Here is a 25352-nt window from a genome sequence, read left to right on the forward strand (position 1 = left end):
ATCGAATCTTGAACGGCCAAAGGCTCAAGGCGTGAGCCAATCAGGCATCGCGAGCAGACTTATTTCTTCAACAACTTTTCAAGGTGTTCTTGCAACGGAGGCACAGAATCAACCGCTGTCTGCCAAAGAATCCCCAAGTCGACATCGAAATAAGCATGAACCAAGCGATTGCGAATCCCGACCGCCTCACGCCATGGAATCTCTGGCGCCGCTTTTTGCACATCTTCCGAGACCCTACCTGCGGCCTCACCAATGATCTCGATCGCCCGCACCAAAGCGAACTGCAGCATTTGATCATTCGTCAAATCAGCGCTATTTTTGCCAGCAATGAAACGACAGACAGACTCACACGCATCGCGCATGTGTGTGATGCGATCCGGTCTTCAGGCAGCATATTGCGGCACCGCCGTAGCCAGAACTTGGCTTCTGAAGTAGCGCGACAAGTCACCCGCAGTACGCAGATCAACCTTCTTGCCAATCAAGCCAGAAATTTCTAATTCCATCCTGGCCAACTCAAACAGATTGGGGGTGTGATGGGCCTCGAATTCGACCAGCAGATCCACGTCACTGTCCACACGCGCAGTCCCCTTCAGCTGAGAGCCGAACAACGACAGTTTGCAAATGTGATGGGCTTGGCAAAATTGAGCCAAAGTGTTTTCGTCGAGCCCCAGTGATAAGTGCATTTCAGCCCTCTTTATCCTCATAGGTGCTTGCATCTTACGGCAATAATTGCCCATGGCCCGAATTCACCCCAGCTTCCCACTGCACGCCCCTGCCCACCTGGGCGGCTACCGCGAACGCGATGTCTTGCGCCTGTTGGAAGACGGCTTGCCCGATGCTTTTGACGTGTTCCACAACCTGCCCTGGTCGGGCATGCAAGGCGATCAGCAAAGCTTTGGCGAATACGACATCGTCATCGTCTCGCCCGGCGGGCAACTGCTCATCGTCGAAGTCAAAGCTGGCGACGTGAACGACAGCGAAGACGGCCTGACCAAGCACTATGGACGCCAAGGCCCCAAAGACATCGGCCACCAAATGCGGCGCATGCATTCGAGCTTGCTCCAGCGCGTGGAAAACGGCGACCTGCCCCAAGTGCACGTGAGCGCCCTGCTGGTGCTGCCCGACTTTCGGATGCAAAGCCCCATCGTCGGCTACCCGCCCGAACGCATCGTCGACGCCACTCAGATCGACCAGCTGTGCCACACCATCCGCCAAAGCTTTGCGCCCCACACACAGCACGCCGACCAACGCCAACGCGTGCTGGACTTCTTGGCCAACCGCTTTGACGTGCAGCCCGACGTGGCCACGCACATTGGGCAAGTGCAACACGCCACCACCCAACTGGCCAGCGGCCTGGCCACCTGGGTGCCGCGCATCACCCACACCGACCAGCTCTACCAAATCGAGGCCACCGCAGGCTCGGGCAAAACCCAACTGGCCCTGACCCTGCTGCGCCAAGCCGTGGCGAAGGGGCACAAAGCCCGCTATGTGTGCTTTAACCGCCCACTGGCCGACCACCTGGCCCGCCTGGCCCCGGCCAGCTGCGAAGTCACCACCTTCCACCAACTGTGCCGCGACCACGCCGAACGCCAAGGCCACACCCTGGACTTTGCCGACCCCCAAGTGTTTGCCCGCATGACGCAGCAATACCTGCAAGACGCCGTCACCCTGCCCGCCCGCTTGGGCCTGCTGATCCTGGACGAATCGCAAGACCTGGACCCGTCCTGGGTCGACGCCCTGTCGCAAGCCCTGCTGCCCGAAGGCCAGCTGTATGTGATGGGCGACAGCCAACAACAGCTGTACGAGCGTGAACCCTTTGCGCTGAGCAGCGCCGTGCAAGTGCGCTGCATGGACAACTTCAGAAGCCCCCAACGCGTGGTGCAGATGATCAACCGCCTGGGCCTGACCCCCGAGCCCGTGCTGGCCCGCAGCGCCCACACTGGAGAGCTGCCGCATTTTCATGTGTGGGAAGCTGGACAAAGCAACGCGCAAGGCCAACTCAACGAATGCCTGCAGCAACTGTGGCAAAGCGGCTACACACCCGAACAAGTGGCCGTCATCAGCTACCGGGGCGTGCAGCAATCTGAAGCCCTGCGCCAAGACCGCCTGGGCGGCCACGCCACCAAGCGCTTTACGGGCCAATACGACAGCGCAGGCAACCCGCAGTGGAGCGACGGCCCGCTGCTGGCCGAAAGCCTGTACCGCTTCAAAGGCCAAAGCGCCCCCGCCGTGGTGCTGTGCGAAGTCGACTTTGAAACCCTGACCGAGCGCGACAAACGCAAACTCTTCGTTGGCCTCACCCGTGCGCAAATGCGGGTGGACGTGGTGCTCAGCGAACGGGCGGTGCGGGTGTTGTTCGAATTGCTTTAAGCGGCCACGCGGTTGACGGCATCAACAATGTGTGCATAGAATGCACACATGCCAAGCCCCAAAATTTACAACTGGAATGCTGATAAAAATCAGTTGCTCCTGAAAGAAAGGGGCATCTCTTTTGAACGCATCATTTTTGAAATCAGTCTTGGCAACGAACTCGATGTGCTGTTGCACCCGAATCAGGACAAATACCCCGGACAAATGATTTCCATGGTGGAAGTTGATGACTATGTGTACGCCGTGCCATTCATCGAAACCGATTCAGAAATATTTCTGAAAACCATCATTCCCAGCCGCAAGGCCACCAAACAATACAGGAGCAAGTCATGAAGAAAAAAGCGACTTACGACGAAGAAGAATTGGAAATCATCCAGGCCCTTGAGGCAGGAAGCCTCAAACCCGTCAAAGATGCCCCTAAACGCATCAAAGCACACAAAACAGCAGCCGAAGCAAGCCTGAAAAAAGACCAACGACTGAACATCCGCATCTCCAGTCGAGACCTTAAAAACCTGCAGGCGCGTGCATTAGAAGAAGGCGTGCCTTACCAAACCTTGGCAGCCAGCTTGCTGCACAAGTTTGTCAGCGGACATTTGATCTCGCAACGCTGATTGGGCGCCTTGCATCGCCATACGCCGCCCTGACCGAGCGCGACAAACGCAAACTCTTCGTCGGCCTGACCCGTGCGCAAATGCGGGTGGACGTAGTACTGAGCGAACGGGCGGTGCGGGTTTTGTTCGCGCTGCTTTAACAAAGCACCTCTTCACGAGGCCTTGTCTTCAAAAAACAAACGCTGCATCGCCAACACAAAAGCCTCTGCTTGGAGCACCAGCTCGGCTGCATCCGCCTGCACGACCGATTCGCCGTTGTAGTCGGCCACCAAACGCATCTCTTCGGCGCGTTTGAGTTGCCGCCCCAGTTCTTTGCTGACAGGGCCGTCCTTGACCAGATAAGCGCTGAAAGTATTGATCAAGCCACGATGTGTCTTGCCCAAGGCATCGGGCGCAGGCACACCCGACTCCAGCAATGCAGCCTGAGCCGCATCAAACATCGCGTAATAGGCGCGGTTGCACGCACCATCTTCATCGCCCAGATCGAGCAACACACGCGCTGAAGCGACGGCCTGGGTGGCTTTGCCCATCAAAGCACTGGAAGACTTGGACTGCATCACACCCGAATCCCTTCGCGGGCAATGTTAGCCAACAAAGCCGGATTGATGTACGCCTCTGGATGCTCCCACTCATCCCGCCAAATCGGCAGAGGTGAAATATTGATGCCCGTATCGAGCAACACATCGAAAGCTGCATCTGACATTTTTAACTTCGTGTCCAAAAAACGCTGGTGCGGCCCTTCCAGCAAAACAGCCACATCCGCATCGCTGTCTGGGCGGTGATCACCACGCGCTCGGCTGCCAAACACAATCAAAGCTTTGGCGGCAAAATCCGCCTCCATCCGTTGGCGAAACTGTTGCACCGCTTGTGCTGTAGCCTGATCCAACTGGTGCACATGGGCCACGGGCACTGACTGCTGCTCTTGCACAGATGCCAAGATGAACTTGCGCAAACGCTCAAACCGCCCCGAGCGAATCATGTCTTTGGGTGAAACATCACCCAGCAAGGGGTTACGTGTCTGAAACCAGACCACGGTCTTGTCCATGTCGCCACCAAACACCTTGGCCACCCAATTGATGCTGATAGCGATCTCTTGCAAGCACTCACGCACTGGCTCGGGCATGGCATCGTCAAAGCGGACTGACTTGAGCGACACATCCGCGATGCGAGCGACTTCTTCTTTTTTCAGACCCAAAAAAGTCTGCACGGACTTCGCTTTGAATGTAGAACCCAAGCCAAAACCGATCAAATCAGGTGCAATCGTGTCAAAAAGAGAAAAGCCCTTTGGGGGCATCGCTTCCAATGCAGGCACAGACCCTCCAACAGACATTAAAACCATTATTTAACCATATTTGGACCAAGGATAAACCAAGTTTTTTTACTTCGTCACTCTACACCTCACCCTCCTCCTTCAACGCATCCCGCGTCAGCATCCACGGCGCGCATTCATCACCGTGCACACACACATAGCCCTGGCGGGCAGCCACGGGCTCACCCTGTGAGCCTGACAGGCTGCAAGATCCCATCCGTGCCTCACAGCACATCGCCGATTTAAGAACCAACTTGCAGGGCGAATCACAAATGCTGCTAAAGCGATGCCTGCGCTCCACCCGCCGCAGTCACACGCTGACTGAAACTGCGGGCACATGGAGAAAACACATGCAATACACCACCATCAGCGTCTGCGGCACAGCCGTGCGCTTGACCAACGTCATTGGCTCCGGCCACACACTGCTGACCATCGCAGGCCAGCCCGAGCTGATGTTCAACCCCGATGGCCAGACCTTTGTGAACTGGAACAGTGAACACGGCCAAACCGTGCAAGCTGACTGGGCACCGGAATTTTTGGACGAACTGCTGCGCCAGCTCGGCGAACACAATGCCCGGCGGCTCGCGCAAATCCAGCAATGGCGTCAATCCATCGCAAGCCAATGAACCGTCACTGAACCACCATGAACCACCCAACAGCCGACCTGGTGCAAGCCTTCAGCGAAACCCACTACACCGTGCACAGAGAACCCCCGTTCACCTTGCGCATAGGGCAGCCCTGCACTGAGCTGATGCCGCTGATGGCGCAGCACGGCAGCGCGTGCGCTGCCTTCATCACCGCATGGAACCCCTGGAGCCAAACGCTGAGCGCCGCAGAAAACCAAGCCCGCCAACACACGCTGAAAACCCAGCTGCGCCAACGCGGCCTGCCCTTTGTGTACGGCTTAGGGCAACACCCCAGCAACGGCTGGCCCGGCGAAGCCAGTGTGCTGGTCTTGGGCCTAGACCGACAAGCGGCCATGGCCTTGGCCAAGGCGCACGAACAACACGCGTTCGTGTGGGCGGGCGGCGATGGGGTGGCGGAGTTGGTGTGGCCGGAGTGGGCAAAACTATTACGGCCAGACGGTGGCCGATTTGTACGACAGTTTTGACGAAGAGCTGGCTTTGCTGCAGGCACTGTATTGGCGGCAGATCGGGCTCAAGCTATTGCCCGCGCCGGGCGTGCTGGTCGAGATGCTCAGCCCCGCGGTGCAGCAGCCCGATGGCAGCTGGCGCATGACCGATCTGGCTTGGGGTGCCGAGTGTTGAGTGGCCGAGGATAAATACAAGCGCTAAACATGGACAATACTTTGGTTTTCAATTTATTCCTTTAATCCATGTACAACAGAGCGTATATCCGCGATGGTGACAGCACAACAAGTCATGGCGAAGTGCGTGTGCCGCCCATCACAATGACAATCGGTTCACCACCACGATTCATCTGCTTCGAGGGATCGCCTGTGTACTGCCCGGCATGCAAAAGCATGGGCGTCACCAAGTGTGTACCGCCATTTCGGCCATTCACGGGGACGGATGGACGGCAAATCAATCTTGATGGTGACTTGTGCATATGCAAATGTCCCCAACCACCACGCTTGAAGACAGCATTCAATACGCCGAGCATGGTATTTGATGCGGATGAAATGGCCAGCATGTCCGGCGCTATTCCTTGGCTAGCATATGCCGGGCATGAGATAGAGGATCATGAAATAGTGTTTGAAATTGTTGATGCAAAAACCGGAAGACCCATAGAGGGCATGACCTACAAGCTGGCAAGCGGCGGAAGAACATTGCTTGATTCAAAAACGCTGGATAACGGTACAACTAAGCCGTACACCATCAATGAGCATCCAAACCTGAGCTTCGTTGCATGGGTCAAGGGAGACAACAAGTGAGTGACGAGAAAATTGACGATGAAACTCGATTGCTTGCATCTGTGGCATACGGAGAAGCATCGACGGCAAATGATTCTGATGAAATAGGTGGAATTGCGTTTGCTGTTGCCAATCGGTGCCGCGCATGGGGCGGGAAAACGGTAACCGCTTTAAAAGCGGCAGAACCAAATTATGCATATGCATGGGATGGTAGTAATACGCGGTTCAATAAATTAATGAAAGCCAGCGAAAGCGTTATCAGGAAAGATGCTGGCATGTCGCTAGCAGTAGATTGGGCTACTTCCGCTATTAAAAATAAAGGGGTAGATCCATCAAATGGTGGATTTTGGTGGGATGGATTGGATTTCAAAACCAACTATAACAACCATCCAAAAGTCCGTGATGGATTTAAGTTCGGAGATCCATCACACAATATATTCAAAGTTCAGGAAAAAAAGCGAGAGGTTATTGTTCGCTGGAAGATTAAGAACAAAAAAACCGGTCAAATTGTTGACGGTGCCGAACGTGGTCGCTACGACGCGGTTTGGGTTTCAACAGCCGCGCATGGCAGCACCATCTTTTGGAGCCATCCGAAAGACTACATTACAGCAACGGGTGGGAAAGAATACAAATGATTGCAAAAAATCCGGCTTTGGTGGCAATGTTGTCCATAGTGTTATTCACAGTCGGCGAAGTGTCGCTGGCATCAAGTGGCAATCCATCCGTTCAACTTGCATGGAGACCAAAGACAGAAGTCCTCGAATATCATTCATGCGGATCTGCCGATGCATGTTGGGTGGCGCAGGTTAAAAACAAAAAGACAAAAAAACGAGTCGTGTTACTCCGGTGCGATGGTGAAAATTTGTTTTCAATTCTGGGAAAAAATCCAGAGATAGTTGCGGCGGAGAATTGCCACCTATTTGAAAATGAAAGCAAATTCCAAGAGATACCCAAGGCACTTCGTACATTGCTGAATCGTTGAAAAAATTGGACCCATGCGCTACTGCTTACTTTAGTGCGGCTTGGACATGTGGCGCTTGAGCAAAGAGCAGGAAATTTCGTAGGTTTGGGTGTACACCCTCAGTCGCAGACGCTGGCAACACCAGCGTAACGAAAGGGTGACTTTTTCTCAGATGTTTTATGGGAGACCTACCATGGCCCAGCCATTGAAATCCCCTCTCGCTAAAGCTGGGCTCGCTGTGGTAGTGATGTCCTCGATATGGTTTGCGGTGTTTGAGTGGAACAGCTTCCACTTCACCGAGTTTGGCGATGAGCTTTGCTATAGCGCCAATCACGAGTACTACATCACGCGGCACCAAACCCTGTGGGAAAAGCTCACCAAAACCTATCCGCACGAATACGGGACGGCCAAGCTTTTCGATAAAACTGGAAAGTTGCTGTACGAAGGGAAAATTCACTTGAATTCACAGAACGGACCTGGCTGGCTGAGCAATCCGAATGAAGTCTATTTTCAAGGAGGAGCAAGCACGGAAGATACGTGGATCTACAAGTTGCCAAGCTCGCCCGGCGGTCGAAGCCAAGCAAGTTGTTATCCCACCAAAATTGAGTGATTGAGGTCATCGGAAGACTCTCAAGAGCAGGATTACAAAAGCCAATGTGATCAGGTGCTGAATGAAATCGGTGATGGGCATGTGGTGCTCGCTTTGAAAATGAAATAACTGTTGCCGAGTTTTTTTCGGAGTCAAGAGATCATCGCGTCACGACTGCGTATAACTGCGGGGTGTTTTCCGGTTTTTGTTGTAGATCCAGAAGCCACAACAGAAAGACACTTAAAAATGTGCGCCCACTACGAATCCCCCCACGACAAAGCCCTGCTCAAAAAGCATTTCGGTATTGACCTGCCCAGCGAGCTGGCACGGCGCGATGTGTGGCCGGGCTACATGAGCACCTTCATTCGCCGCCACCCCCATGCAGATGTGGGGGATGACGCGGTACCCGAGCGTGAAGCGCTGATCGGCAGCTTTGGCCTGATCCCGCACTGGTCCAAAGACGACAAGATCGCCCGCCACACCTACAACGCCCGCATCGAAACCGTGGCGGAAAAACCCAGTTTCCGCGATGCCTGGAAACGCGGGCAGCATTGCATCATCCCGGTGCAATCGTTTTTTGAACCCGACTGGCGCAGCGGCAAAGCCGTGCCCACCTGCATCACCCTGACCAACAGCGAGCCCATGGGCCTGGCGGGCTTGTGGGCGCAATGGCGATCACCCGCAGGCGAGACGGTGCACAGCTTCACGATGCTGACGATCAACGCCGACGAACACCCGTTCATGCGCAACTTCCACAAACCGCAGGACGAGAAACGCTCGGTGGTGATCCTGCCGCCTGAGCGGTATGACGAGTGGCTGCAGGCCAGCGCGGGTGAGAGTGGAGAATTTTTGCGGGCGTGGCCTGCGGAATACATGGCAGCGCAAGCCCCGCAGCAGTCGGGATTGCTGTAAAAAAAGCCCCCCAACCAACCAGCTGAGGGGCTCAAACAAAGCAAACATCAGAGCAACTGCAATGCAAGTGCATGCATCCCGACAATCGCATATACTTGCACATATACTTGATCGATCACAAGAGGTGCGCCATGTCACAAATCACGCTTTACCTGGACGATGCAACGCAGGCCTTGGTGGAACAGGCGGCCAAGGCCAATGGTGTGTCCAAGAGCCGTTGGGTGGCAGACATCATTCGCACTTATGCGGCACACGATTGGCCACAAGACTGTTTGGCGCTGGCCGGGCGTTTTGCCGATTTCCCTTTGCGTGACGACACAGCTTCTACCCAGCCGGCCGATGTGCCGCGCTTGGGTTTTTGAGGGGTCACGATGCTGATTCTGGACAGCAACACCATCAGTTATTACTTCCGCGGTGACCCGCAGGTGGTGCCTCGTTTGCAGGCCGTGCGCCCTGCCGACTTGGGTGTGCCGGCGATTGTGGAATACGAGCTGCGTTATGGTTTGCTGCGTTTGCCGCAAGAGGCTGCAACGCCCAGGTTGGCGGCGTTGGCGCAGTTTTTACGCCCCATGCAAGTGCTGCCGTTTGATGCCGAGTGCGCCGCACATGCGGCCCGCATTCGCGTGACTTTGGAGGCAGCAGGCACCCCCATCGGCCCGCATGACACCTTGATCGCCGCAACCGCTCTGCGCCACCAGGCGACCTTGGTCACACGCAATGTGCGGGAGTTTTCTCGGGTGCCGGGCTTGCATTGGGTGGATTGGCACGAGGAGGTTTGAGGGTTTTTCGCGCACATATCGCGCACGGGGTGCGACTCCTACATGGGGCTTATGGCATCGGCATCATCTCGATGCCGAAGGCCATCTGGGTGCGGCTCCTGCATGAGGCTTGAGAGATTTACATTTAAAAGCAGTCATTGTGACAGTTGTTATGTCACAATGACAGCATGACCACCACTTATTCCATTGACCAGCTGTGTGCGCTGTGCGATTTGTCCAAGCGCACGGTTCGCTATTACATGCAGCTGGGGCTGGTGGATCGCCCTGTGGGCGAGACGCGGGCCGCGCATTACACGCCCGTTCATCTGGGCCAGCTCATGCAGATCCGCAAGCTGGCCGATGCGGGGGTGTCTCTGGAGCGCATTCGCGAGGTGATGGCTGGCGGCCAGTCGCCAGTGCCAGACCGACCGGCCCAGCCGGGGGCCATCCGGGTGTTGAGCCATGTGTTCATCGCGCCGGGGGTGGAGCTGCAAATCGATCCGCAAGCAGCGGGCTTGTCACCCGAACAACTTCGCGCTTGGGTGCGCACCGTCATGTCCGAATGGGAGAAACAAAAATGAGCAATTCTGAAATGGGCTTGCAAAGCCGCAGGGGGGAACCAGTGGCACTGCAGTCGGTGCAGGCCCAGGGCAAGTTGCATGGGCCCATGCTGCGCATGAAGCTGCGCCAGGCTTACCGCAACACCACCGACGAAAACTTAGAGTGCGTCTACACCTTTCCGCTGGCTTGGGGCAGTGTGTTGTTGGGCATGGCTGTGGAGCTCAATGGCAAGCGCATGACCGGCACGGTGGCGCCCAAAAAACAGGCCGAGGCCACCTATGAAAAAGCCATCGAGTCGGGCGATTTGCCGGTGATGCTGGAGCGGTCGGGCAAGGATTTGTACACCGCCAACTTGGGCAATTTGCAGCCGGGTGACGAGGCGGTGATCGAGCTGGAATACGCCCAGTTGCTGCGCCTAGAGGGTGGCATGCTGCGCGTGAGTTTGCCCACCACGATTGCGCCACGCTATGGCGATGCGCATGCCCAAGGCGGGCTGGCACCGCACCAGACGGCGGCCACCAGCGCTTTGGCCGAGTACCGTTTGTATGTGTCGCTGGAGGTGGCCAACCCGCTGGGGCTGGGCACGATCACCAGCCCCTCGCACGGGGTGCAGTTGGTCAAGCACCAAAGCGGCGTGACCGTGAAGCTGCAAAGCAAGGCTTGGCTGGACCGCGATTTTGTGTTGACGGTGCATGGGCTCAAGGACATGACCTTTGCCTTGGCCAGCGCAGACGCGACGCAGCCAGGCCAGTACACACTGCTGGCCAGCGCTGTGGCGCAATGGGATGCAACGCAGGTGCGCCCTGCCCCGCTGCGCATGAAAGTGCTGGTGGACGGCTCGGGCTCGATGCAGGGCGACAGCAATGAGCAGGCCCGCGATGCGCTGGACTGGTTGTTTCACCAGCTACAGGCCGATGACGAGGTGTCGATGACGCGCTTTGGCAGCCAGACGGTGCATGTGTTGCCGCGCCTGCAAAAGTGCACCGAGGCTTATCAGCGGCGCTTGCGTGCCGAGGCGCGCAACATCCAGGCCGATTTGGGTGGCACCGAGATGGAACACGCCTTGCGCAATGTGATGGCCATCACCCACGAGGACGAGGAGCCTGTGGGTTCGGCCAGCATTTTGCTGATCACCGATGGCGAGGTGTGGGACATCGAGAACATTGTGGCCAGCGTGCGCCAGCGGGGGCACCGTGTGTTTGCCTTGGGGGTGGGCAGCTCGCCTGCCGAGAGTTTGCTGCGCGAGTTGGCCGAGGTCAGCGGTGGTGCCTGCGAGATGGTCAGCCCCCGTCAGAGCATGCAGCAGGCGGTGGCACGTTTGCTCGATCGCATGCGCCGCTCGTGCGCGGTCAATTGCAGCGTGGTCAGCGATGCGCCTGTGCTTGAACAATCGCCGGGCGCCAAAGAGATCACGCAAGGCGACACCTTGCACCAGTGGGCGCAAGTGAGCAGCCGCCCTGCCGCCGCACCGGCCTTGCAGTGGACGCTGGCGGGCCAGACCTTCACCCGTCAAGCAGAGCACCTGGTCTGGGACGAAGACGGCATCTTGCCGCGCCTGTGCGCTGCGCAGCGTTTGCTGGACACCAGCGACGAAACACGCCAAAGCGCCTTGGCCGTGCAATACCAGCTGGTGACAAAGCACACCAACTTCATCTTGGTGCACGAACGTGCGGCGGGCGACAAGGCGCAAGACCTGCCCTTGCTGCAGCAAGTGGCGCAAATGCAGGCGGCCGGTGCTGGGGGGCATGGCACGGTGATGAACGATCGGAAGATCGTTCGTCATCAAACCGGCCCACTGCAGGTGTTGCGCTGCAGCACCGATCATGTGACCACGCCCACACACATGCCGAGCAAAACGGGCATCAACACGCCAGCCCTGTGGCGCAGCAACCGCACACACGCGGCATCTCGCGTGGATGGCATGGCCAATGCGGGGATGGATGACATCGAGATTCCGGCCTTTTTGCGCAAGCAGGCCGATGGCGATGATGCGCCCGCAGCCCAGCAAAGCAACCCAGCACCGAAGGTGATCAAGGCCTCGGTATCGGCCATGCCGACACCGGTGTCACCGGTCAAGAAGGCGTCCAGTTCCGATGCGGCCTCTGCGGCCATGCTGTCGCCAGACTATTGGCGCAAGCAGCGCGAGAAAACTTACGGCGATCAGTTCACGCAACTGTCCAAGGTGTTGCACAGTCTGGACGATCCGGCCAACCCTTTGGTGGCGCTGCTGGAGAAGTTCAATGCGCAGGCTTACGGCAATCGGGGTTTCCGATCGGCCTTGTCGGTGACGTTGAGCACAGCGCGCACAGCCTTCATGGCCGACTTCATCTTGCAGCACGCCAAGGCCTTGGGCAGTCCGGCCATGGTGTGGGCGGTGATGTTGCTGTGGCTGGCCGATGCCAAAGGATTGCACCTGGACCACCATGCTCGCCGCCTGCTGGAGTCTGAGCTGGGCCAAGCACAGGGCAGTGCCAAAGACCAGCTGCTGCAAAGCCTGAACAATGCGGCCCAGCCTGGTGGGGCGCAAAAGGCGGCTTAAGAAATCAAGGCCAGCCGATGCAAAGAACGGCCAGCCTTGGTGTGCCTTGCAACGGCTCAGGGCCGTTGCGCCCTCTCACTTGGCAGCGTAACGGTTGGGGCATTTCTCGCGCATGGTCATGCCGGTCTTCCCATCGGTGGGAATGTTGCCCAAGCGTTTGGCTTATTCCTCGGTGTCGGGCGGCAAGCCCTCGAGTGCACCTTGCACCGCAGGGCCAGTCACCACGTTGCGCAGTGTTTCGCGCAGCATTTTCTTTTCGGGCAGGCTCAGGGCGCGGGCCAGGCGCTGGCGCATGCGCAGCAGCAGTTGGCGGTCGACTTCTTGTGGAATGCCTCGGCTAATTTGCAGGGCGTCACGCAGGTCTTCACGCAGGTCTTCGGGCTCTTCGTCCCACCAGGCGGCGACGACTTCTTGCATGGATTTGCGCAGCTCTTCGACGTCTTCCACCGCCAGGCCCATGCCGGTGGGGATTTTGCCTTGCAGCATGTCGGTAAGGGCTTGCGAGTTGACCACCACGCGGCGATCGGCCTGGGCCAGCAGACGGGCCCAACCCGGGTCGGTGCGGACCATTTGCGGCATGTTGCGGGCCGACTCGTCGGCCAGCAGGTGCACGCTCAGGCCGCTGAGCTGGGCTTCGTCGATGGTGGCCAAAAAGCGTTCATCGTCGCTGGCCACCAGCACGTGGTCGCAGGCGTGGTGTTCGGCCAGTTGCTTGAGGTCGTGGCCCAGTGAGCGCAACAGCGATGCACCGCCATCGGCGTCGTGGGCTTGCACCAAGCGCACGATCTGGTCGTCGATGACCAAGCCATCGGAGCGGTCGCTGTACCAGTAGATGCGTTTGAGGTCGACGTCCAGTGCCGAATGGGCCAGTGCTTGCGACAGCAGGCTGAGCAGACCCTGACGGTTGACGGTTTCACCCGTGGCACCCAATGCGCCTTGCTGGGCCATCCAGATCAGGAATCGGCCGTCGATAAGGGCCATGCAGGTGCCACTGCGCTGTTCGCCAAAACGGCGGTCAGGACGGGGGGCTTGAGAGAAGTAATCACGCTTCATGAATAAACCTATACGAATAAAAAGAAACCATAGCGCTGCTAAAGAATGCAGCGGGTCTTATTTTACGGCGGCTTGAGCCCGGCACCAATGCGCTGGGGCCATCCTGAACGCGCGGGAGTCAGTTCCAGCTGTAGGTCAGGGCCGCATAGCCGGTGGCTTGACCGGCCCGGTCCACCATGGGGCTGTTGCGCACAGCGCTGTCCCAAGCGCGGTAGCGGCCCAGCAGCTGCAGCGCCCAGGGCCCTTGCAAGGGCACCGTGGCGTGCAAGGACAGCACCGGCACGGTGGATGCGCCCGCCTGATAAGCAGGCAAACCGGGCGACGATTGGGCGGAGGACACACCGTACAGGTGCTGCACATACGCGGCGCTGCGGTGCTCCACACCCAGCTGCGGGTACAAGGTGGCACGGCCCAAAGCCAGTTTGCCCGCCCAGGTCAGCTCCAGCAGTTGACCACCCGAGGTGCTGTCGTGAAAAACATAAGCAAACACGCCGCCCATGGCGGTGCGCTGAAAAGTGCCCAGCCCCACCGGCACGGGGGCAGAGCGGTCACCCGCTGTGCTGAAGGGGGTCTTGTGGGCTTTGAAGCCTTCCGTGCTCACTCGGGCGACCAGCTCCAGATGGCCCTCGCCCATGGGCAAGGCCTTGACGCCGAAGGTGTCCACACGCGCATAAAAGCGGCCGTAATCACCATAAACGTAAGGCATGGCGCTGACGGTGCCGCTGGCCCCCTGCACCACCGGCTGGCTGGCCACCAGCATGCCGCCCGCGTCGCCCACAAAGTGATCGGGGAAAGCAGACTGCGCCTGCGCCACCGAACCAAGAGCCATCCAAATCAACAGTGTGTGCTTCATGTTCATGATCCATCTCCTGCCTCGAATTGTGCAACAAGGTGTACCCACAGGCGAATTGCCGCTGCGGTCGGTTATAAATACCGCTGTGTCCAAACCTTTGTCCATCGATCCCCGCACGGCCCCCATTCACCGGGTTGACCATGACTTGCCCGCCGTGCCTTGGGCGCAAATGCAGCCCGATGCGTTGAGGGCGCGTTTTGCGCATGCGCCCGAGTGGACGCCCGAGGTGGTGCGCGAACCCCAGTTCTCGACCCGCGCGCCTTCAGAGGCGGCGGTGCTGGTGCCGATTGTCATGCGAGGGCCGGCGGCGTCCGAGCCGACGGTGCTGTTGACGCAGCGCACGGCGCACCTGTCCACGCACTCGGGACAAATTGCCTTTCCGGGCGGCAAGGTCGACGCCGACGATGCCGATATACAAGCCACCGCTTTGCGCGAAGCGCAAGAAGAAGTCGGCCTGGACCCGCGCCATGTTCAGGTGATTGGCCAGTTGCCGCTGTACATCACGGGCAGCTCGTTTTGGGTCACGCCAGTCATTGGCCTGGTCTCGCCCGACATCGAGCTGCAACCCAACCCCGATGAGGTTGACGATGTATTCGAGGTGCCACTGGCCTTTTTGATGAACCCTGCGCACCACCGCCACCACAGCATGATGTGGCAAGGGGCGCAGCGGCAGTGGTTTTCCATACCTTACCAAGAAAGCCGCCTCAACGCAGATGGCGAACAGGCCTTGGTTGAACGCTATATCTGGGGGGCGACGGCAGCGATGCTGCGCAACCTTTACCGTTTTTTGATGATCCATCCTGCAGGATGATTTGAGCATGAGTTTTTTTTCGCTCCTTTTGGCCTTGGTAATTGAACAAGCTAGGCCCTTGTTACCGCAAAACCTGATTTATCAGTGGACAGGTCAGTGGCTGGCCTGGGTGGCACGGACCTTTGATGCAGGCATTCGCAACCAAGCTTGGGTGACTTGGGGCATTGCCATCTTGATCCCGGCCCTTTTGGCCATGCTGATCCATTGGGCATTCGAGTGGGGTCTGGGCTGGCTGTTTGCCGTCATTTGGAACGTGGGACTGCTTTACGTGACCTTGGGGTTTCGACAGTTCAGCCATCACTTCACTGCCATCCGTGAAGCCTTGAACGATGGCGATGAAACCAAGGCGCGTGAGTTGTTGGCCAACTGGCAGCAAGTTCAGGTGGGACAGCTTGCGCGCAGCGAGATCGTGCGACATGCGATTGAGTACTCCATCATTGCCGCCCACCGCCATGTGTTTGGTGTGTTCTTCTGGTACGCCATCTTGTCCATCATCGGGCTAGGCCCTGTGGGTGCTGTGGTGTATCGCTTAACCGATTTTGCAAGGCAATACTGGCAGCAAGAGAGCAGCGATGGCTCGGTGACCAGCCCTGTACTCCAGGAAGTGGCAGATCGCGCATGGACAGCCATCGACTGGTTGCCCTCGCGGATGACCGCCTTGGGCTTTGCGATTGTGGGCAGCTTTGAAGACGCCATGGACGGTTGGCGGAACCATGCGCAAAATTTCCCGGATGACAACGATGGTGTGATCTTGGCGGCCACGGCGGGAGCCATCAATATCCGTTTGGGGGGTGCGGCCTTGACTACGATCGATGAAGCCCACAACGAAGGCGACTCATCGGGAAGCAGCAGTACCCCCGGCCGCCTCCCAAATGTGGCGCACTTTGCGCAAGTGGTGGGCCTGGTCTGGCGCACCGTGATCATGTGGCTGGTGCTGGTGGCCTTGCTGACCATGGCCAAGCTGGTGGGCTGAGCGCCCTCTTGTTCACCAGCGCTGCTGGCTCAACTCTTCAAACAACTGCGCATAAATGCGATGGCGGCGGGCGCTGATGGTGCCTGCGCTGTGTTCGTTCTCGACCTGATCCAGCACAGCGCAACCGGGCTCGTGCAAATGGGTGCAGTTGTAGAACTTGCAGCCGCCCAAATAAGTACGCAAGTCAGGCATGCAATCGGCCAGCCGTGTCGGCTCGATGTGGTGCAAGCCAAACTCTTGAAAGCCCGGCGAGTCGATCAGGGCCGTGCGCGCATCGCTGCGGTCCAAGCTGGGCACCCAATACCAGCGGGTGCTGGTGGTGGTGTGCTTGCCCGAGTTCAGGGCTTGCGAGATCTCGCCGGTCTCGACCTGTGCGTCGGGCACCAAGCGGTTGATCAAGGTGCTCTTGCCGCTGCCCGAAGGGCCCAGCACCAAGGTGGTGTGGCCCGTCAGGTGTTCGCACAAGGCGGCCACACCATCGTCGGCCACGGGTGTGCGTGGGCTCAGGCTGATGGGCATCACGCTATAGCCCATGGCGCGGTAAGGGGCCAAGCGCTCCCAAGCTTGTGCAAACGGCACGGCCAAATCGCTTTTGTTGAGCGCAATGACGGGCGTGATGCGTTCGGCTTCGGCGGCCACAAGGGCACGCGAGAGCTGGCTTTCAGAATACTCCGGATCGGCTGCGATCAGGATCAGCACGCGATCAAGGTTGGCGGCAAAGGACTTGGTGCGGATTTCGTCCTGCCGGTAAAACAGGTTGCGGCGCTCTTGCAATTTTTCGATGCTGCCTTCATCACCTGCGATTTGCCAAAGCACCTGATCGCCCACCACGACCTGATTTTTCTTGCCACGCGGGTGGCAAATCAGGCGGCGGCCTTCGGGCGTTTCCACCAGGCAGTGCCGCCCATAAGTGGCCACCACCAGGCCGGGTTCGAGCACGGCCCCATCGGCTTGCGCAGGGCGTTGTTTGTTGAACTTGCTCATGCGGGCAACAAGCCGTCTGTTTGCCGGGCGGCCTCAAAGTCGAGACGGCTCAGGCCTTGCACATCGTGCGTGCACCAGCGGACCACGCAGCGGCGATGGTTCAGCACCACTTCCGGGTGGTGGTTGAGCTTTTCGGACAACCAACCGACGCTGTTGACGAACAACAGCGCCTGCGTGTGCAGGGCAAACTCAAACGTCTTTTCGATCACCACGGCATCGCCATCGCCTTGCAAACGCCAGCCGGGCACTTGACCCAGCGCCATGACCACTTCGGTGGGCGTGAAGGCGCGCAGCGCAGCGGTGCTCATGCGGCGCCCATCCGTGCCAGGCGCTCGCTGGCGGGCGGGTGCGAGTAATAAAACTTCACATACAGCGGATCGGGCGTCAGCGTCGATGCGTTGTCCTGGTAGAGCTTGAGCAAGGCCGAAGACAGGTCTTGGCCCGGCGTTTGCGATACCGCGTAGGCATCGGCCTCAAACTCTTGCTGGCGCGAGCGCCATGAAGACACAGGCGCGAAGAACAAAGTGAACACGGGCGTGACCAGCATGAAGAGCACCAGGGCCAAGGCATTGTTGCTGTCCGTCAGGCTGGGCATGACGCCCAGACCGGTGTAGAACCAGACTTGCTGCATGAGCCAGCCCAGCAAGGCCAGACCGGCCAGCGTGAGCGCAAAGCTGGTGAGCATCATCTTGAGGATGTGTTTGTGCTTGAAGTGGCCCAGCTCGTGCGCGAGCACGGCTTCCATCTCGGAGGGGCTCAGTTGCTTGAGCAGCGTGTCGAAAAACACCACGCGCTTGCTGGCCCCAAAGCCGGTGAAAAACGCATTGGAATGTGCCGAACGGCGGCTGCCATCCATGACAAAAAAGCCTTTGACCGTGAAGCCTGCACGTTGCATCAGCGACTGCACACGGGCTTTGAGCGACTCGTCTTCGAGCGGTGTGAATTTGTTGAACAGCGGCATGATCACATTGGGGGCAATGGCCATGAGGAACAGTTGCCAGCCCACCAAGGCCAGCCAGGCCCACAGCCACCATAGGCTACCGCCCGCTTGCATGAGCCAGAGCATGAGCCACAGCAAAGGCACGCCCAAAACCAGACCCAGCAACAGGCCCTTGGCCATGTCGGCCAGCCACAAGGCAGGGGTGATCTTGTTGAAGCCAAAACGCTGCTCGACACCAAAAGTTTGCAAGAGCGACAAAGGCAAACCGATCACACCGCCCACCAGGCTGAAGCCCAGCACCAACGCGATTTGCTGCCCGATGCCAGGCCCCATCCAGCCCAGCAGCACTTGGTTCAGCGCGTCGAGTCCGCCCAGCAAGGTCCAGCCCAACAGCACGGCGGCATCGAGTGCGATGTCCAGTTGCGAGAGCTTGGCTTTGGCCAGGGTGTAATCTGCGGCCTTGTGGTGATCGGCCAGCGACACGGTGTCGGCATAGGCGGCGGGCACCGCAGCGCGGTGACGCGACACGTGCCGGACTTGCCTCGCATTGAGCCAGGACTTGAGCGCCACATGCGCCAGCAAAGCCACCACCAGGGTCACGGTCAAAGAAAGAGATGCATTCATCCGGCCTATTGTAGGAGCCGGGCCCTGTGCGCCATGGAAGACCCGCCCGCTTCAGCGACAATCAGCACATGTCTGAAGTGAACACCTCCACCGCCCCCGAAGTGGCCGAACTGGCCAAATCTGACCAAAACCTGGTCTGGATCGATTGCGAAATGACGGGCCTTGACCCCGAAAAAGAACGCTTGCTCGAAATCGCCGTGATCGTGACCGGCCCGCACCTGACGCCCCGCATCGAAGGCCCGGTGCTGGTGATCCACCAGAGTGATGAATTGCTGAACAAGATGGACGCCTGGAACAAAGGCACCCACGGCAAGAGCGGTTTGATCGACAAGGTCAAAGCCTCCGCCACCAGCGAGACCGATGCCGAAGAACAGATCCTCGCCTTCCTGAAAAAATACCTGCCCAAGAGCGCATCGCCCCTGTGCGGCAACACCATCAGCCAGGACCGCCGCTTTCTGGTGAAGTTCATGCCCAAGCTGGAGGCCTTCTTTCACTACCGCAACCTGGACGTGAGCACGCTCAAGGAGTTGTCACGCCGCTGGAAGCCCGAGGTGTATTCGAGCTTCAATAAGCAGCAAAAGCACACCGCACTGGCCGATGTGCACGAATCCATCGACGAATTGGCGCATTACCGGGAGCACTTCATCAAGCTTTGATATTTTTCAGGGAAAACCCTAGCGTTTTTTGAGAATTCGTGCCATAATCGCTGGCTTGCTGCATCCAGTGCAGCAATTCATACATCTCCCTTCATGCCTTGACCCACCGATAGGGTCACTCACAGCGGCCAGGCTTCACGCCAAGCGCCTCTCGCGAGCACCGTTTGATGGTTGATGTTTTTTCAACCTTGCGGTGCCTACGGCCAAATGCAACAGCTTTTCTGTTTGCGGCCGTTGTTCCGTGCGAGTTTTATATACACAAATGACTGACACTTTGAACACAGTGCAGGACGACTTGTCGTCTGCCGAAAACACATCCATGGCCACCGAATCGTCTGCCCAGACCGCTTCGACCAACTTGGCCACTGAAATCATGGTCGCCGCTGCGGCCGAAATCACCCCCGAAGTGGTGCCCGAAGCCACCGCCGATGAGACCGCCGAAGTTGAAGCCGTCGCCGAGGTGCCCAACGGTTTTGTTGAGCTGGGCCTGGCCCCCGAGCTGGTGCAAGCCGTGGCCGATCTGGGTTACACCCAACCCACCGCCGTGCAGTTGCGCGCCATTCCCTTGGCTCTGCCTACCGCTGGTGGCTCCAAAGACGGCAAGTCCAATGGCTACACCGACCTGATGGTCTCCAGCCAGACCGGCAGCGGCAAAACCGCCGCCTTCTTGCTGCCTGTGCTGCACACCCTGATCCAACAAATGGCCGAACAAGAAGCTGCCGAGCGCGCCGAGTTCGACCAAGCCTGCGCCGACGCCGCCGCCAAGGGCGAACCTGCCCCCAAGCGTGCCAAGCGCAAAGACCCGACCAACCCACGCAACTTCAAGGCCCCAACACCCGGCGCCCTGATCCTGTGCCCCACACGTGAATTGGCCCAACAGGTGGCGCAAGACGCCATCGAGCTGGTCAAGCACACACGCGGTCTGCGCGTGGCCAATGTGGTCGGCGGCATTCCTTACCAATTGCAAATCGCCAAGCTGCAAAACGCCAACTTGGTCGTGGCCACCCCTGGCCGTTTGCTCGACCTGCAGCGCTCCATGCAGATCAAGCTGGACCAAGTGCAGTTTTTGGTGGTGGACGAAGCCGACCGCATGCTCGACCTGGGCTTCTCGGACGACTTGGCCGATATCAACGACATGACCAGCCAGCGTCGCCAGACCATGATGTTCAGCGCCACGTTCGCACCGCGCATTCAACAACTGGCCATGCGCGTGATGCACGACGGTGGTTCTTCGGTCCAGAAAATCCAGATCGACAACCCCCAAGAAAAGCACAACAACATCAAGCAGGTGCTGTTCTGGGCCGACAACGCCCAACACAAGCGCCAGATGCTCGACCACTGGTTGCGTGACGCCACGATCGACCAAGCCATCGTGTTCTCCAGCACCCAAATCGAGTGCGACGGCTTGGCCGCTGACTTGCAGCAAGACGGCTTCTCGGCTGTCGCCCTGCACGGTGCCCTGAGCCAAGGCATGCGCAACCGCCGCCTGATGGCGCTGCGCAACGGTCAAGTCCAGATTCTGGTCGCCACCGACGTCGCTGCTCGCGGCATCGACGTGCCAACCATCACCCACGTGTTCAACTTCGGCTTGCCGATGAAGGCCGAGGACTACACCCACCGCATTGGCCGTACAGGCCGCGCAGGCCGCGATGGCTTGGCTGTGACCTTCGCTGAGATTCGTGACCGTCGCAAGATTGGTGACATCGAGTCCTACACACGCCAGCCCTTCAAGGCCGAAGTGATTCCAGGCCTTGAGCCCAAAGTGCGCATGCCCGAAGCCCGCAAGCCCATGGGCCGTGGCGGTGACCGCTTTGGTGGCGAGCGCAATTACGCCAACGCTGGCGGTGGTTTCCGTGGTGGCCGTCCCGCCCCCGGTGGCCGCGACTTTGGTGGCAACCGTGACCGCGACAATGCTGGCGGTGGTTTCGACAACCGCGCCCCGCGTGGCAATTTCCGCGACGAGCAGCCTCGTTTTGAGCAGCGCGCTGAGCCCCGCTTTGACCCTCGCAAAGATGGCCGTGCCGATGCACGCTTTGACAACAACCGTGGCGGTGACCGCTTCGAGCAGCGTGCAGCTGCCCCTGCACACCCTTGGGATCGTGAAAACCGGGGTGCCCCACGTCAGGACGCTCGTGCTGGTGAAGGCCGTCAAGGCGGCCGTTGGGAAGACCGTGGTGACAGCCGCGGCGCGGCACCTCGCGGCGCAGCTGGCGACAAGTTCGCCCGTGGCCCCAAGCAGTTCGGTGCCGGCAACTTCAAGCCCCATAACGCGGGTGGCGCAGGTGGCGGTGAAGGCAAACGCGGTGGCACCCGTGTGCTGAAAATCACACGCGGCTAAACACAGCATCAGGGCTTTTGCGGCCCTGCCCTTTCAAAGGCCTTGCCCTCACCGGCAAGGCCTTTTTTCTTGGCACATGTGCCGGGCTGTGTTGAGAATGACGGGCATAAAAAAACCGCCTTGGGCGAACCCGGGCGGTTTTTGATACCTTGGAAAAGGCTTTACGCAGCGGCCACGGGGGCTGCTTTGCGCTGAGGCAATTTTTCCTTGATACGAGCCGACTTGCCGCTGCGGTCACGCAGGTAGTACAGCTTGGCGCGGCGAACATCACCACGACGCTTGACTTCGATGCTGGCGATCAAAGGGCTGTAGGTTTGGAACGTACGTTCCACGCCTTCGCCGCTGGAGATCTTGCGCACTGTGAAGCCGCTGTTGAGACCACGATTGCGCTTGGCAATCACGACGCCTTCGTAAGCCTGAACGCGTTTGCGGGTGCCTTCAACCACATTCACGCTCACGATCACGGTGTCGCCGGGGGCAAATTCAGGAATCACTTTACCCAGACGGGCAATTTCTTCCTGCTCAAGAGTTTGAATCAAATTCATTTTTTGAACTCCATCCGATCATGCCTCGCTGCACAAGGGGCGATCTGTGCTGTAAGCGCTGGGCATCATGTGCACAACTGGGGCCAGATCGCGGCGGGTAGAGGATCGAAAAGCCCCTGATTATAGCTTTTTTTGCAAAAAGGTCTCGTCAAGCCGACTCAAGCGGCCTTCTTGGCGCGCTTGACTGAGCAACTCAGGGCGATGCTGCGCTGTCAAGCGCAGGCTTTGCTCACGGCGCCAGCGCTCAATGTGGGCATGGTGGCCCGACATCAACTCGGACGGCACGGCATGGCCTTGCCAGACCTCAGGGCGGGTGTAATGCGGGCTGTCCAGCAGGCCATCCAGTGCGGGATTGAAGCTGTCGAGCTGGTGGCTGCCTTCGTCGTTCAGCACACCTGGCTGCAAGCGGGCGACGGCATCCAACAGCGCCATGGCCGCAATTTCGCCACCCGAAAGCACAAAGTCACCCAAGCTGATTTGCTGGTCCACATGGTGGTCAATGAACCGCTGGTCCACACCTTCGTAGCGGCCGCACAGCAGCACAGCACCAGCGCTTTGCGACCAGTTGGCCACAGCGTTGTGGTTCAAGGCCTGCCCGATGGGCGAAAACAGCACCAAGGGCGCTGGCTGCACTTCGTTGCGGTCTGCACGGACAGCGGTCAAGGTTTTGAACAGGGGCTCGGCCAGCATGACCATGCCGGGGCCACCACCGAAAGAGCGGTCGTCCACCCGGCGGTAATTGCCTTCGGCGTGGTCGCGCGGGTTCCACAAGCGCACATCGACCAAACCACCTTCGTAGGCGCGGCGCGTGATGCCGCTGGTGAGCAGCGGCGCAAACAGTTCGGGAAACAGCGTGATGATGTCAAAGCGCATGGATGTGGCCCTCCACGGCCGCAGGCCGATCAGTAGTCGGGCTGCCAGTCAACGGTGATGCGTCGGCCTGGCAGATCGACCCCGTCCACAAAAGCGGCGACAAAGGGAATCATGCGCTCGACAGGTTTGCCGCCTTCGGACTCAGGGGCGGCTTCGATCACCAGCACGGTTTGAGGTCCAGTGGACATGAGATCGCGCACTTCGCCCAAGGCCAGGCCTTCGCGGTTGACCACTTGAAGACCGATCAGGTCCACCCAGTAGTACTCACCCTCGGCAGCAGACGGAAAGCTCGAACGGGGCACAAAAATGCGGGCGCCTCGCAAGGCCTCAGCGGCATTGCGGTCGTCGATGTCGTGGGCGGTGGCCACGAGCGTGCTGGAGTGGTCTTTGGACTCTTTGATGCGCAGCAGCAAAGGCTCGGTCCATGCAGCGGCTTCAGACTTGGCGGCTGCAGCTTCCGTGGGACGCTTGGGTTTCATGGGCCGATCGGGCGGCAACAAAAACCAACGTTTGGAAGAAAAAAGCGCCTCGGGCGAGGCGCTGTGGGGCAAGACCTTGAACCAGCCTTTGATGCCCCAGGCATCGGCGATGCGCCCGACTTCGATGGCGTCAGCGGGCAATACCGCTGTCTCCAAAGGTGGACGCATGGCCGTCATCGGCCGATCAGGCTGCGACTTTGCCAGCTTGACGGATCAGGCGTTCCACGGTGGGAGAAGCCTGGGCACCAACGCTCTTCCAGTAGGTCAGACGGTCTTGAGCAATGCGCAGACCTTCTTCGCCACCACGGGCTGTGGGGTTGTAGAAACCGATGCGCTCCAAGAAGCGACCATCACGACGCACGCGCTTGTCGGCGACGACGATGTTGAAGAAAGGACGTGCTTTAGAGCCGCCGCGGTTCAGACGAATAACAACCATGATTTATCCTTGGGTGGTTGGGTGACTTCGGAACAAATGCCGAGACACCCGATTTCTTCCAGCGTTTGAGACACGCAACTGGCCACCCGGCCAGTGACACACTGAAGAGCCCTCAATTATACAACGGGAGCGCAGATGCCCTTGATCCGACCCAGCCGCCAAGAAGACATGGCCGCCATCACGGCCATTTACCAACACCATGTGCTCACGGGCACAGGCACTTTCGAGATCGATCCCCCGTCTGAAGCCGACATGACTGCCCGGCGTGCAGATGTTTTGAGCAAGGGCCTGCCCTACCTGGTGCTGGAAGACGCAGGCCAAGTGTTGGGTTTTGCCTATTGCAACTGGTTCAAACCACGCCCGGCTTACCGCTATTCGGCCGAAGACTCTATTTACATGGCGGCCGGTGTGCAGCAAAAGGGCTTGGGCAAAGCCCTGCTGAGCGAGCTGTGCGCCCAGGCCGAAAGAGCGGGCGTGCGCAAATTCCTGGCCGTGATCGGGGACTCGGCCAACGCTGGCTCTGTCGGCGTGCACCGTTCGGTGGGTTTCACGCATGTGGGCACCCTCAAGTCTTGCGGCTGGAAATTTGACCGCTGGCTGGATGTGGTGATGATGGAAAGGCCTTTGGGCAAGGGCGACAGCACCGCTCCGCAATAATCACCCCCATGAAAAACAAAACTCTGGCCACATGGCTCACTTTTTGGGGCGGACCGCTCGGCTTGCACCGCTTCTACCTCAAAGGCTTTGGCGACATATTGGGCTGGCTCTTGCCCGTGCCGACAGCGATAGGGATTTATGGCATCCAAAGGGCCCAGGCTTTTGGCCTGGACGATCAACTGAGCTGGGTGCTGATTCCCTTTTTGGGCTTCACCATTGCAGTTTGCGCACTCACGGCCATCGTCTACGGCCTGATGCCTGCGGAAAAATGGAACGCCAAATTCAATCCGCAAGGCGCTGCCGATGATGTCGCCGGACAAACCAACTGGCTCACGGTCTTTGGGCTTGCCACGTCTTTGCTGATCGGCACTGCGATCTTGATGTCCAGTCTGGCTTTCAGCTTTCAGATGTACTTTGAATACCAGATTGAACAAGCCAAGTTGATCAGCCAGTGACCCACAAAAAAGCCGGACAAATGAACTGACCCCAATAAGTTGGAAGGTTTAAAAGGCTGATTAGTCCATAGAGGGCTGAGTTCTGTACTGCACAGGACTCAGCCCTTTTAGTTTGATCTTGATCCGATCGTTGTTGTAGTAGTGGATGTACTCCTTCAAGCCCATCTCAAGCTCTTTCACATTCTCGAATTT

General features: G+C 58.7%; 36 protein-coding genes. 21 read left to right on the top strand and 15 right to left on the bottom strand.

Translation table 11 applies throughout. The annotated features are described in order from the left end of the window. Window positions 1–59: 59 nt before the first annotated feature. Complete coding sequence (locus tag B9Z52_RS11925; RefSeq protein WP_108414063.1) at window positions 60–362, bottom strand: DUF86 domain-containing protein; 303 nt, start codon at window positions 360–362, stop codon at window positions 60–62. Between the two features lie 21 nt (window positions 363–383). Further along, on the bottom strand, window positions 384–737 hold the full coding sequence (locus B9Z52_RS11930; protein ID WP_369907910.1) for a nucleotidyltransferase family protein: 354 nt from the start codon (window positions 735–737) through the stop codon (window positions 384–386). Between B9Z52_RS11930 and B9Z52_RS11935 the strand changes: the two genes are divergently transcribed. The 3 genes from B9Z52_RS11935 to B9Z52_RS11945 are packed head-to-tail and all read left to right on the top strand — an operon-like array spanning window position 736 to window position 2981. Then, entirely contained in the window at window positions 736–2370 is a 1635-nt protein-coding gene (locus B9Z52_RS11935) for a nuclease-related domain-containing DEAD/DEAH box helicase (protein ID WP_108414065.1), read from the top strand. The two genes, B9Z52_RS11930 and B9Z52_RS11935, sit on opposite strands and share 2 nt — an antisense overlap. Window positions 2371–2418: 48 nt before the next feature. Then, the gene (locus B9Z52_RS11940; RefSeq protein WP_108414066.1) at window positions 2419–2703 is read left to right on the top strand and encodes a BrnT family toxin; all 285 of its coding nucleotides are present in this window, start codon (window positions 2419–2421) and stop codon (window positions 2701–2703) included. Beyond that, complete coding sequence (locus B9Z52_RS11945) at window positions 2700–2981, top strand: antitoxin (protein ID WP_108414067.1); 282 nt, start codon at window positions 2700–2702, stop codon at window positions 2979–2981. The genes B9Z52_RS11940 and B9Z52_RS11945 overlap by 4 nt, the downstream gene beginning before the upstream one ends. Window positions 2982–3133: 152 nt before the next feature. On the opposite strand, the gene B9Z52_RS11950 is transcribed toward B9Z52_RS11945, so the two are convergent. Both B9Z52_RS11950 and B9Z52_RS18290 read right to left on the bottom strand, forming a co-directional pair. After that, a complete protein-coding gene (locus B9Z52_RS11950; protein ID WP_233251939.1) occupies window positions 3134–3538 on the bottom strand; it encodes a HEPN domain-containing protein in 405 nt (134 codons plus the stop codon). Further along, complete coding sequence (locus tag B9Z52_RS18290) at window positions 3538–4293, bottom strand: nucleotidyltransferase domain-containing protein (RefSeq protein WP_369907911.1); 756 nt, start codon at window positions 4291–4293, stop codon at window positions 3538–3540. The genes B9Z52_RS11950 and B9Z52_RS18290 overlap by 1 nt, the downstream gene beginning before the upstream one ends. Window positions 4294–4640: 347 nt before the next feature. On the opposite strand from B9Z52_RS18290, the gene B9Z52_RS11960 reads away from it, so the two are divergent. From B9Z52_RS11960 to B9Z52_RS11970, 3 genes are read left to right on the top strand one after another with little or no spacing between them, the layout of a single operon-like run. Then, complete coding sequence (locus tag B9Z52_RS11960; RefSeq protein ID WP_108414068.1) at window positions 4641–4916, top strand: hypothetical protein; 276 nt, start codon at window positions 4641–4643, stop codon at window positions 4914–4916. A gap of 17 nt (window positions 4917–4933) precedes the next feature. After that, window positions 4934–5401 carry a DUF3293 domain-containing protein gene (locus tag B9Z52_RS11965; protein WP_108414069.1) on the top strand — a complete coding sequence of 156 codons (468 nt, stop codon included), beginning with the start codon at window positions 4934–4936 and terminating at the stop codon, window positions 5399–5401. Beyond that, window positions 5376–5558, top strand: a complete 183-nt coding sequence (locus tag B9Z52_RS11970; protein WP_108414070.1) for a hypothetical protein — start codon at window positions 5376–5378, stop codon at window positions 5556–5558. Before B9Z52_RS11965 ends, B9Z52_RS11970 begins: the two co-directional genes overlap by 26 nt. Before the next feature lie 112 nt (window positions 5559–5670). Here B9Z52_RS11970 and B9Z52_RS17890 read toward each other — a convergent pair whose 3' ends face one another. Continuing rightward, a complete protein-coding gene (locus tag B9Z52_RS17890; RefSeq protein ID WP_158270559.1) occupies window positions 5671–5943 on the bottom strand; it encodes a hypothetical protein in 273 nt (90 codons plus the stop codon). Here B9Z52_RS17890 and B9Z52_RS17895 point away from each other — a divergent pair. The 9 genes from B9Z52_RS17895 (at window position 5942) to B9Z52_RS12010 (ending at window position 12483) form a co-directional block, all read left to right on the top strand. Beyond that, on the top strand, window positions 5942–6184 hold the full coding sequence (locus B9Z52_RS17895; protein ID WP_158270560.1) for a hypothetical protein: 243 nt from the start codon (window positions 5942–5944) through the stop codon (window positions 6182–6184). The two genes, B9Z52_RS17890 and B9Z52_RS17895, sit on opposite strands and share 2 nt — an antisense overlap. Further along, window positions 6181–6798 carry a hypothetical protein gene (locus B9Z52_RS11980; RefSeq protein ID WP_233251940.1) on the top strand — a complete coding sequence of 206 codons (618 nt, stop codon included), beginning with the start codon at window positions 6181–6183 and terminating at the stop codon, window positions 6796–6798. The genes B9Z52_RS17895 and B9Z52_RS11980 overlap by 4 nt, the downstream gene beginning before the upstream one ends. Beyond that, window positions 6795–7145: a hypothetical protein gene (locus B9Z52_RS17680; protein WP_146182849.1), complete on the top strand. Its 351-nt coding sequence runs from the start codon at window positions 6795–6797 to the stop codon at window positions 7143–7145. The genes B9Z52_RS11980 and B9Z52_RS17680 overlap by 4 nt, the downstream gene beginning before the upstream one ends. A gap of 172 nt (window positions 7146–7317) precedes the next feature. Next, window positions 7318–7734 (top strand): hypothetical protein, encoded by a 417-nt coding sequence (locus B9Z52_RS11985; protein WP_108414072.1) that lies wholly within the window; start codon window positions 7318–7320, stop codon window positions 7732–7734. A gap of 225 nt (window positions 7735–7959) precedes the next feature. Then, on the top strand, window positions 7960–8625 hold the full coding sequence (locus B9Z52_RS11990) for an SOS response-associated peptidase (protein ID WP_108414073.1): 666 nt from the start codon (window positions 7960–7962) through the stop codon (window positions 8623–8625). Between the two features lie 131 nt (window positions 8626–8756). Beyond that, window positions 8757–8987, top strand: a complete 231-nt coding sequence (locus B9Z52_RS11995; RefSeq protein WP_108414074.1) for a CopG family transcriptional regulator — start codon at window positions 8757–8759, stop codon at window positions 8985–8987. Window positions 8988–8996: 9 nt separating this feature from the next. Further along, the gene (locus tag B9Z52_RS12000; protein WP_108414075.1) at window positions 8997–9404 is read left to right on the top strand and encodes a type II toxin-antitoxin system VapC family toxin; all 408 of its coding nucleotides are present in this window, start codon (window positions 8997–8999) and stop codon (window positions 9402–9404) included. Between the two features lie 167 nt (window positions 9405–9571). Continuing rightward, window positions 9572–9964: a MerR family transcriptional regulator gene (locus B9Z52_RS12005; protein ID WP_108414076.1), complete on the top strand. Its 393-nt coding sequence runs from the start codon at window positions 9572–9574 to the stop codon at window positions 9962–9964. Further along, window positions 9961–12483, top strand: a complete 2523-nt coding sequence (locus tag B9Z52_RS12010) for a VIT and VWA domain-containing protein (protein WP_158270561.1) — start codon at window positions 9961–9963, stop codon at window positions 12481–12483. Before B9Z52_RS12005 ends, B9Z52_RS12010 begins: the two co-directional genes overlap by 4 nt. 162 nt (window positions 12484–12645) lie before the next feature. Here B9Z52_RS12010 and B9Z52_RS12015 read toward each other — a convergent pair whose 3' ends face one another. After that, entirely contained in the window at window positions 12646–13536 is an 891-nt protein-coding gene (locus B9Z52_RS12015) for a hypothetical protein (RefSeq protein ID WP_108414078.1), read from the bottom strand. Between the two features lie 118 nt (window positions 13537–13654). Then, window positions 13655–14395: a MipA/OmpV family protein gene (locus B9Z52_RS12020; RefSeq protein ID WP_233251941.1), complete on the bottom strand. Its 741-nt coding sequence runs from the start codon at window positions 14393–14395 to the stop codon at window positions 13655–13657. Between B9Z52_RS12020 and B9Z52_RS12025 the strand changes: the two genes are divergently transcribed. Beyond that, window positions 14388–15200, top strand: coding sequence for a CoA pyrophosphatase (locus tag B9Z52_RS12025; RefSeq protein WP_233251942.1), 813 nt, complete (start codon window positions 14388–14390; stop codon window positions 15198–15200). The genes B9Z52_RS12020 and B9Z52_RS12025 overlap by 8 nt on opposite strands. Before the next feature lie 7 nt (window positions 15201–15207). Beyond that, on the top strand, window positions 15208–16173 hold the full coding sequence (locus B9Z52_RS12030; protein WP_108414121.1) for a CobD/CbiB family protein: 966 nt from the start codon (window positions 15208–15210) through the stop codon (window positions 16171–16173). A gap of 12 nt (window positions 16174–16185) precedes the next feature. Here the strand turns inward: B9Z52_RS12030 and rsgA are convergent, their stop codons facing one another. The 3 genes from rsgA to B9Z52_RS12045 are packed head-to-tail and all read right to left on the bottom strand — an operon-like array spanning window position 16186 to window position 18721. Next, window positions 16186–17157 (bottom strand): ribosome small subunit-dependent GTPase A, encoded by a 972-nt coding sequence (rsgA, locus tag B9Z52_RS12035; RefSeq protein ID WP_108414080.1) that lies wholly within the window; start codon window positions 17155–17157, stop codon window positions 16186–16188. Continuing rightward, window positions 17154–17465, bottom strand: a complete 312-nt coding sequence (locus B9Z52_RS12040; protein ID WP_108414081.1) for a 4a-hydroxytetrahydrobiopterin dehydratase — start codon at window positions 17463–17465, stop codon at window positions 17154–17156. Before B9Z52_RS12040 ends, rsgA begins: the two co-directional genes overlap by 4 nt. Beyond that, a complete protein-coding gene (locus B9Z52_RS12045) occupies window positions 17462–18721 on the bottom strand; it encodes a M48 family metallopeptidase (RefSeq protein ID WP_108414082.1) in 1260 nt (419 codons plus the stop codon). Before B9Z52_RS12045 ends, B9Z52_RS12040 begins: the two co-directional genes overlap by 4 nt. A gap of 68 nt (window positions 18722–18789) precedes the next feature. Here B9Z52_RS12045 and orn point away from each other — a divergent pair, with 68 nt between their 5' ends. Together orn and B9Z52_RS12055 are read left to right on the top strand one after the other, a co-directional pair. Further along, window positions 18790–19377 carry an oligoribonuclease gene (gene orn, locus B9Z52_RS12050; protein WP_108414083.1) on the top strand — a complete coding sequence of 196 codons (588 nt, stop codon included), beginning with the start codon at window positions 18790–18792 and terminating at the stop codon, window positions 19375–19377. Between the two features lie 262 nt (window positions 19378–19639). Further along, complete coding sequence (locus B9Z52_RS12055; RefSeq protein WP_108414084.1) at window positions 19640–21715, top strand: DEAD/DEAH box helicase; 2076 nt, start codon at window positions 19640–19642, stop codon at window positions 21713–21715. Window positions 21716–21876: 161 nt separating this feature from the next. Here B9Z52_RS12055 and rplS read toward each other — a convergent pair whose 3' ends face one another. From rplS to rpsP, 4 genes are all read right to left on the bottom strand, one after another. Then, window positions 21877–22260 carry a 50S ribosomal protein L19 gene (gene rplS, locus B9Z52_RS12060; RefSeq protein WP_053174072.1) on the bottom strand — a complete coding sequence of 128 codons (384 nt, stop codon included), beginning with the start codon at window positions 22258–22260 and terminating at the stop codon, window positions 21877–21879. Between the two features lie 120 nt (window positions 22261–22380). Next, window positions 22381–23133 carry a tRNA (guanosine(37)-N1)-methyltransferase TrmD gene (gene trmD / locus B9Z52_RS12065; protein ID WP_108414085.1) on the bottom strand — a complete coding sequence of 251 codons (753 nt, stop codon included), beginning with the start codon at window positions 23131–23133 and terminating at the stop codon, window positions 22381–22383. A 29-nt stretch (window positions 23134–23162) separates the two neighbouring features. Continuing rightward, window positions 23163–23780 carry a ribosome maturation factor RimM gene (rimM, locus tag B9Z52_RS12070; RefSeq protein WP_108414122.1) on the bottom strand — a complete coding sequence of 206 codons (618 nt, stop codon included), beginning with the start codon at window positions 23778–23780 and terminating at the stop codon, window positions 23163–23165. A 16-nt stretch (window positions 23781–23796) separates the two neighbouring features. Next, window positions 23797–24048, bottom strand: a complete 252-nt coding sequence (rpsP, locus tag B9Z52_RS12075; RefSeq protein WP_108414086.1) for a 30S ribosomal protein S16 — start codon at window positions 24046–24048, stop codon at window positions 23797–23799. A 135-nt stretch (window positions 24049–24183) separates the two neighbouring features. On the opposite strand from rpsP, the gene B9Z52_RS12080 reads away from it, so the two are divergent. Both B9Z52_RS12080 and B9Z52_RS12085 read left to right on the top strand, forming a co-directional pair. Then, on the top strand, window positions 24184–24705 hold the full coding sequence (locus B9Z52_RS12080; protein ID WP_108414087.1) for a GNAT family N-acetyltransferase: 522 nt from the start codon (window positions 24184–24186) through the stop codon (window positions 24703–24705). 8 nt (window positions 24706–24713) lie between these two features. Then, window positions 24714–25160: a hypothetical protein gene (locus B9Z52_RS12085; RefSeq protein WP_108414088.1), complete on the top strand. Its 447-nt coding sequence runs from the start codon at window positions 24714–24716 to the stop codon at window positions 25158–25160. A gap of 60 nt (window positions 25161–25220) precedes the next feature. On the opposite strand, the gene B9Z52_RS12090 is transcribed toward B9Z52_RS12085, so the two are convergent. Continuing rightward, window positions 25221–25352 (bottom strand): IS3 family transposase (locus B9Z52_RS12090; protein WP_146182850.1); only part of this gene is annotated, 132 nt, incomplete at its 5' end.

The organism is Limnohabitans sp. Jir72 (assembly GCF_003063575.1).
Classification (GTDB): Bacteria; Pseudomonadota; Gammaproteobacteria; order Burkholderiales; family Burkholderiaceae_C; genus Limnohabitans_A.